3 protein-coding genes are annotated in these 5,167 nt (G+C 61.8%); all 3 read right to left on the bottom strand.

Going from position 1 to position 5,167, the window contains the following annotated elements; all coding sequences use genetic code 11:
• Window positions 1–44: 44 nt before the first annotated feature.
• The 3 genes from ACMLHG_RS04290 to ACMLHG_RS04300 are packed head-to-tail and all read right to left on the bottom strand — an operon-like array spanning window position 45 to window position 5,120.
• Window positions 45–1,241, bottom strand: a complete 1,197-nt coding sequence (locus ACMLHG_RS04290; RefSeq protein ID WP_417169675.1) for a type II secretion system F family protein — start codon at window positions 1,239–1,241, stop codon at window positions 45–47.
• A 4-nt stretch (window positions 1,242–1,245) separates the two neighbouring features.
• Window positions 1,246–2,829 carry a GspE/PulE family protein gene (locus ACMLHG_RS04295; protein WP_417169676.1) on the bottom strand — a complete coding sequence of 528 codons (1,584 nt, stop codon included), beginning with the start codon at window positions 2,827–2,829 and terminating at the stop codon, window positions 1,246–1,248.
• Window positions 2,814–5,120 carry a secretin N-terminal domain-containing protein gene (locus ACMLHG_RS04300; RefSeq protein WP_417169677.1) on the bottom strand — a complete coding sequence of 769 codons (2,307 nt, stop codon included), beginning with the start codon at window positions 5,118–5,120 and terminating at the stop codon, window positions 2,814–2,816. The genes ACMLHG_RS04295 and ACMLHG_RS04300 overlap by 16 nt, the downstream gene beginning before the upstream one ends.
• Between the last annotated feature and the right edge of the window lie 47 nt (window positions 5,121–5,167).

The raw sequence follows: 5,167 nt of genomic DNA on the forward strand, positions 1-5,167 counted from the left end.
TTTCAATCATGGTGAAACATTTGGAATTCATAGAGATACCTCCTTTATTTGATGACATTCATATCCATGATCGCAAGAAAGATCGAAAGCACCACGAGCAGCACGACCCCGGCCAGCACAAGGATGATTCCGGGTTCGAGGAAGGCGAGCAGCCGCTTGACCCGCACCCGGATATCCTCCTCCGACTCCTCGGCGATGCGCTCGAGCATTTCGCCGATCTCGCCGGATTCCTCGGCGATCTTCAGCATCGCGATGCTCCCCGGCGGCATATACGGGCTCGCGCCGAGAATGGCCGACAGCCGGCTGCCGCCGCGCAGGCGGTCCTCCACCGCCGCGAAACTGTCGCGGATCAGGTCGTTTTCGATCACCTTGCGTGAAATGCGCACTGCCGGGAGCAATTGCACGTGGTTTTTGACCATGATCGAGAGCGTGCGCAGGAAACGACCGGTCTGGATAGCCGTGATGATTCCGCCGAGCAGCGGCAACCGCAGCAGCAGCCGGTCCTTCGCGGTTTTCAGCCGCCCCGGCCGCCGGCTTTTCCGGTACAGGAGCACAAGCCCGAAAATCAGCAGCGGCCAGATCCACCAGACCGACTGCATGAAGTTGCCGACTCCGAGCATCGTGCGGGTCAGGAACGGCATTTCACGCCCGAGCTCCTCGAAAATTTTTGCAAAGCGCGGAATGAACACCGTGAAAAGCAGCACGATCACCAGCAGCGTCACCGAAACAACGATCGACGGATAGATGGAACTGGTGAGCACAAATTCGCGGAACTCCTTGCTCTCTTTCAGGAAACGGCGCAGCTCGCGCGTGACCTCCGGCAGGCAGCCGGACTCCTCGCCGGTTTCGATCAGTCCCGAAAAGAGCGGCGGGAAACACTCCGGCATCTCGCGTGTGAGCTGCGAAAACTTTTTGCCTTCGTGAAGGCCGCGCCGCAGCCGCTGCACGACATTGCGCTCCTCCTCGCGGCCGCCTTCCTCCAGCACCGCGAGGCCGTGTTCCAGCGGAATCCCCGCCGCCAGCAGCGGGGAAAGGCGGCTCGTAAATATGTAGACGTCGAAGCGCGGCGCGCGCCGCAGCCGGAAACGCCCGGCTTTCCCTGCCGACTCCCCGAGGGCGCGGACCACGATCAGCCCCTGCCGCCGCAGCCGGCGGCGCGCCGCGGCATCGTCAGGGGCATCGACCGCGACCTCTTTCCGGGCTCCCCCGGCGGTCAGGACGGCATAACGCAGTTTCGGCATCGCACTACACCCCCGCCGCGATGCGGAGCAGTTCCGCCTCGGTTGTAATTCCCTGTTCCACCTTGCTTTGTCCGTCCTCCAGCAGCGGGATCATGCCGTTGCGGCGCGCGATCTCGTTGATTTCGCCGCTCGGACGCTTCGCGACGATCGCGCCGCGCAGCTCGTCGTCGATCCGCAGCAGTTCGTAGATGCCGGTCCGCCCCCGGTAGCCGCTGCCGCCGCAGTTGCGGCAGCGCCCGGCCGGCCCGCTTCCGGCGCCGCGGCAGTGCGGGCAGACCCGCCGCACCAGCCGCTGCGAAAGCACGCCGAAGAGCGCCGATGCGACGAGGAATCCCTCGACTCCCATATCCGACAGCCGCGTGATCGCGCCGACCGCGTCGTTCGTGTGCAGCGTCGAAAGCACGAGGTGCCCGGTCAGCGCCGCATTGATCGCGATATCGGCGGTTTCACGGTCGCGGATTTCGCCGACCAGGATCACATCCGGGTCCTGCCGCACGATGTGGCGCAGCCCGGAAGCGAACGAGAGCCCGATCTTCGGATTCACCTGCATCTGGCTCAGGCCGGGAAGCTGGTATTCGACCGGGTCTTCGACCGTGATGATCTTGCGTTTGCGGTCGTTCAGCTGCTGCATCACGCTGTAAAGCGTGGTGGTCTTGCCGGAACCGGTCGGCCCGACCACGAGGAGGATGCCGTGCGGAATCGAGATCAGCTCCTCGAACTTTCCGAGCAGCGTTTCATTCATGCCGAGCTCGCGCAGGTCGAACTTCATCGCATCCTTGCGCAGCAGGCGCATCACGATGCTCTCGCCGTTCATGATCGGAATCGTGCTGATGCGGATGTCGATCTCGCGGCGCCCGATCTGGAAATTCGTGCGCCCGTCCTGCGGCAGGCGGCTTTCGGCGATGTTCAGCGCGCCGATCAGCTTGATGCGCGACGCGATCGCGGGGTAGTCCGACAGCGGCAGACTCAGGTACTCATGCAGCACGCCGTCGATGCGGAAACGGATCACCAGCTGCGTCTCCTCCGGCTCCACATGGATGTCGCTCGCATTGCGTTCGAGCGCCTGCGACAGCATTTCGTTCACGAGCCGGACGATCTTCGCTTCCCCGGCCAGCTGCCGGAGCTTGTGTTCGTCGTCGCCGGAAAAGTGCCGCTCCTCTTCCTCCTCCGCCTCCTGATAGACCTTCGCGGTCATCCGCTCGATCAGGCTGCGGCGGGCGAGCTTGAAGGTGACCTGCCGGCCGAAAAATGCGTTGAGCTCATACGCCTGACGCTCCCACTCGTAGGGCGATGCGGAGAGCAGTTCGAACGTTTTGTCGTCCCAGCGGTACGGCAGAAGTTCCTGATTGACAAGGTATTCCTCGCTGATGCCGTCGAACCGCTCCGGCTGCCGGAAGTTCTCTTCGTCGAACGGCTCCACGCCCAGAACTCTGCTGTAGATCGCCAGCAGGTCGTTTTCGCTGACCGCGCCGCGTTCCGCGAGCGCCCGGTCGGCATCGGCGGGGGCCATGCCCTCCGCCAACAGTTCGCCGTACTCCGGACAGCGTTCCTGAATGGCCCGTTTCAGTTCCTCTATTCGATGAACCATGACTCCACCAGCCCCTTGTTCTGATCGATCTTGCGCTTCCGCTGCCCGGCGGGCACGTGGAAATCGATCAGCGCATCGACCGCCTGTTCATACCGCTTGACGAGTTCCTCGAGATGCGAGTCCTCGCTGACGATATAACCCGTGATCAGGATCATCATTTCGGTGCGGTCGGTCGAGATGTCGGTGTCGCCGAACAGTCTGCGCAGGAACGGGATTCCGCCGAGACCCGGCAGCGTCGAGAGGTTGTCGGTGCTCTTCTCCCTGATGATGCCGCCGCAGATGATGGTCTGCCCGTCGCGCAGCGACATCGCGGTTTCGATGATCTGCTCCTTGATCACCGGAGAATCGATGTCGGAGACCGTATTCGAATCCGCCTCCGAAACCGTCTGCGCGAGCTTGATCGCGATCCGGCCGCCGCGCGTGACCTTCGGCGTGATTTTCAGAATCACGCCCGTGTCCTGATACTGGATGTTGCGGACGAGGTTCGTCGAGGCGTCGGTGTTGTTCGTAATGATCGACTGCGTATTCGTGATCTCCGAATTCACGATCGGCACCTTGCTGCCGACGCTGATCTTCGCTTCGTTGTTCGATGCGATCAGCACCTGCGGACTCGAAATGACCTTCACGTTGGTCTTGCCGGCCAGCGCGTTGATGTAACCGAATTTCTGATTCGGGTTCTTCGGATTGTAAACCCAGAACTTCCCGCCGCTCTGGGAGTCCTGGCCGCTGCCGGGCGCGAGTCCGGAGAAATTCGTGCCGCCCTGCGTCGTGACGTTCCCGGTACCGCCCTTCATCATGAACTCCACGCCGAACTTGACCGAATCGTTCAGCGAAACATCCACCACCAGCACCTGAAACAGCACCTGCGGCGGAATCGTGTCGATCTTGCCGAGCAGCGCCTTGATCATCGTATAGGTGCGCGGCTTCGTGCGAATGATGAGCCGGTTGTTCACCGCGTCCGCGAACACCTTGACCGGAACCTCGAAGAGATTGGCCGGCCCCTCTTCTTTGGAGCCGGTTTTCGCGGCGGATTTCACGGAGCCGGACTGCGTCGTCGTTTTGGACGTGGAGGCCTGGGACGACGACGACGAAAAGAGTTCGCCGCTCCCGCTTGACGATGAACCGCCCGAACTGCCGGTCGAAGCCGTCAGCGTTTCCCCCTCGACCGGAAACATCACCGCCAGCGCCTTGACCAGCTCCTCGGCGTTGCCGTTCAGGATGTTGTAGATGAACATCCGCTCCTGGTCGCCCGTCTCCGACTGGTCGAGGATGTTGATCCAGCGGCCCAGCTCTTCGAGCGCCTCGTAGTTCGCGGCCGAGGCGACGATGATCTGCAGCCGCTCCACGGTCGTAAGCTGAATCTCCTCCGGGCGCGGCTTGTCGCTGTTCAGCGCGACCGGAAAACCGAGCACCGGCAGCACGTCAGCCGCCTCTTTCGCCAGGCGCGAAGCATCAATGTTCCGGCACGGAATCACCATCTTCGCCCACCCCTGCCGCAACGGGCGGTCCAGCTGCGCGACGATCTGCCGCACCTTGCGCAGATTCTCCTTCGTATCGACCACCAGCAGCAAAGTGCGCTCCTCAAGCTCCACCGGCTTCAGCCCCGGCGAAAGGAACTGCCCGATCTGCGAAGCGGTCTCCTTGGCCCCGATGTTCTTCAGCCGGAACAGCGCGACTTCCGCATCGGAACTCACGCCGTCCCCCGCCGCTGCCTGTGCGATCGCTTCCACCGGGCGGAAATGGATCATGTTGTCCTGCCTTGTCAGGTAGATGTTCGACGTTTGCATCACCTGCCGGAGCAGCTCCCAGAGCTGCCGGCGCGTCAGCTCATCCTTCAAAGAGAGCGTCACCGTGCCGTTCAGTTTGCCGTCGAGCAGGTAGTTGAATCTCAGCAGTTCCGCAAAGACCGGAATGACGTCTGCAACCGCTGCGCCGTTGAAGTCGAATTCCGCCTTGATTTTCTCCCGGCCGTCGAAACGCTCCTCCGGCGGCGTGCCAGGAGACTCCTCCGCTTTTTCACGGTCCGTATAAATGGGATAGGGATTCTCCGGCTTTTTCCGGTCCGACAAGGCGGACGGTTCCTCCGTCAGCAGTTCGTGTTCGATCGAACGCTGTTCCGAAACCGGCTTGCCGTCCGCGTTTCTGAACCACTCTTTCCGCCGTTTTTCAGCTTCCCGCTTCTCCTGCTCCTGTTTGGAAGGATCTCTCTTGGAAGTCGCGCATCCCCAGAACAATGGGCCGACCAACGCGGTGCACAACAGCAGACAAACTGCATTCCTGAATCCGCTCAAGGCTTCTTCTCCTGTGTCTTATGTAAAAGCAATACTGTCTTTTCACT

It is taken from the genome of Victivallis sp. (assembly GCF_048170485.1).
Taxonomy (GTDB): Bacteria; Verrucomicrobiota; Lentisphaeria; order Victivallales; family Victivallaceae; genus Victivallis.

What these genes read in the sequence shown, in the direction of transcription:
- ACMLHG_RS04290 (WP_417169675.1), bottom strand. Translation starts at nt 1,241, where the DNA reads ATGCCGAAACTGCGTTATGCCGTCCTGACCGCCGGGGGAGCCCGGAAA.
- ACMLHG_RS04295 (WP_417169676.1), bottom strand. Translation starts at nt 2,829, where the DNA reads ATGGTTCATCGAATAGAGGAACTGAAACGGGCCATTCAGGAACGCTGT.